General features: G+C 74.0%; 1 protein-coding gene and 1 pseudogene. Both read left to right on the top strand.

What is annotated here, in order from left to right:
* Positions 1 to 326 (top strand): annotated as a pseudogene (locus HMPREF3159_RS10710) (cell division protein); the annotation flags it as partial.
* A gap of 298 nt (positions 327 to 624) precedes the next feature.
* Positions 625 to 1,956, top strand: a complete 1,332-nt coding sequence (gene ftsZ / locus HMPREF3159_RS10705; protein ID WP_070501015.1) for a cell division protein FtsZ — start codon at positions 625 to 627, stop codon at positions 1,954 to 1,956.
* The last annotated feature ends 44 nt before the right edge of the window (positions 1,957 to 2,000 follow it).

Raw genomic sequence — 2,000 nt, 5'->3', positions numbered from 1 at the left:
AGCTCCCGGCCGCGGCCGCCGAGGGCGCGACCCTGGTGCCGATGGCCGTCCAGGGCGGCGCCGCCGACCCCGACGGCGCGGCCGCGACCATGAGCGAGGTGCTCGCCTCCCTGCCCGATCCGCTGCGCGGCGCGGTCCGGGAGGTCTCCGCCTCCAGCACCAGCGACGTCACCCTCGTCCTCACCCTCGAGGACGGCGGCACCAAGACGGTCGTCTGGGGCGATGCGCACGATGCGGAGCTCAAGGCCGAGGTGGTGCAGGCGCTGCTGGGCCGGCCCGGCACGACCATCGACGTCTCCTCCCCGGTCGCACCCGTCACCCGCTGACCTCCTCCGCTGCGACGCCGGCCCCCCGTGCGCCGGGAGCGGGACGGGGACGGGCGGGGCGGACCCCCGCAGTCCGACGGAGCGGGCGAACCGGACGGTGACATTGGCCCGGCTCGCGCCCGACACGCGCCCTCGGTGTTTGCGTGCGCGTGCACTCCTCCTTAGCGTCGAGAGAAAGGAGAGGCGCCCCGAAGTCCGAACCTCAAGTAGAGGTCCAGGGTTGAGGAGCGGTCGCGACCAGGCGCGATCCAGGCGCTTCTCCAGGAAGACCTACAAGAGCCAAGAGCAAGGACCAAACGTGGCCGGAACCCAGATCTCCCTCGCAGTCATCAAGGTCGTCGGCGTCGGCGGCGGAGGTGTCAACGCCGTCAACCGCATGATCGAGTCCGGGCTCAAGGGCGTCGAGTTCATCGCGATCAACACCGACGCCCAGGCGCTCCTCATGTCCGACGCCGACGTCAAGCTCGACGTCGGCAAGGAGATCACCCGTGGTCTCGGCGCCGGCGCCGACCCCGAGGTGGGCAAGAAGGCCGCCGAGGACCACGCCGAGGAGATCGAGGAGGTCCTGCGCGGGGCCGACATGGTCTTCGTGACCGCCGGCGAGGGCGGCGGCACCGGCACGGGCGGCGCGCCCGTCGTCGCGAAGATCGCCCGCAGCCTCGGCGCCCTGACCATCGGCGTGGTCACCCGCCCGTTCACCTTCGAGGGCCGCCGCCGCTCGACCCAGGCCGAGTCCGGCATCGCCGCGCTCCAGGCCGAGGTCGACACCCTCATCGTGATCCCCAACGACCGCCTGCTCTCCATCGCGGACAAGCAGGTCTCGATGCTCGACGCCTTCAAGAGCGCGGACCAGGTCCTGCTCTCCGGCGTCCAGGGCATCACGGACCTGATCACCACCCCGGGCCTGATCAACCTCGACTTCGCGGACGTGAAGTCCGTGATGCAGGGGGCGGGCAGCGCCCTGATGGGCATCGGCTCCGCCCGCGGCGACGACCGCGCGCTGCAGGCCGCGGAGCTCGCGGTCTCCAGCCCGCTGCTCGAGGCCTCGATCGACGGCGCCTACGGCGTGCTGCTCTCCATCCAGGGCGGCAGCGACCTGGGCCTGTACGAGGTCTCCGAGGCCGCGCGCCTCGTCCAGGAGGCCGCGCACCCGGATGCGAACATCATCTTCGGCTCCGTCATCGACGACGCCCTCGGCGACGAGGTCCGCGTGACCGTGATCGCCGCGGGCTTCGAGGGCGGCGGTCCCCAGCCGCGCCAGGACCTCACCCCGCAGCAGCGCCCCGCCGCCCGCACCGAGCAGCCCGCCCAGCGCCCTGCGGTGCAGCAGCGGCCTGCCGTGCAGCAGCGTCCCGCCTCCCCCGAGCAGCGCCCCGGCCAGGGCACCGGCGCGACCGCCGCCTCCCCGGGCGCCTGGGGCCTGCCGCAGCAGGCCTTCTCCCCGTCGCGGCCCAGCGCCCCCGAGCCCGAGACCGAGGCGCTGGACGCCGCGGACGTCGAGGACACGGGCCAGCAGCAGAACGTCGCCCCGCAGCCCGCGCCCCGGGCCCCCGAGCCCGCCCGCCCGCCGCACATCGAGGAGCCCCCGGCGGACGACGACGACCTCGACCTGCCGTCCTTCCTGAAGTGACGAGCCCCCTCAGCGCACGGGCCCCGCGGATCCGCGGGGCCCGT

The sequence above is a fragment of the Brachybacterium sp. HMSC06H03 genome (genome assembly GCF_001807385.1).
Classification (GTDB): Bacteria; Actinomycetota; Actinomycetes; order Actinomycetales; family Dermabacteraceae; genus Brachybacterium; species Brachybacterium conglomeratum.
This window is presented reverse-complemented; position numbering and strand designations above follow the sequence as displayed.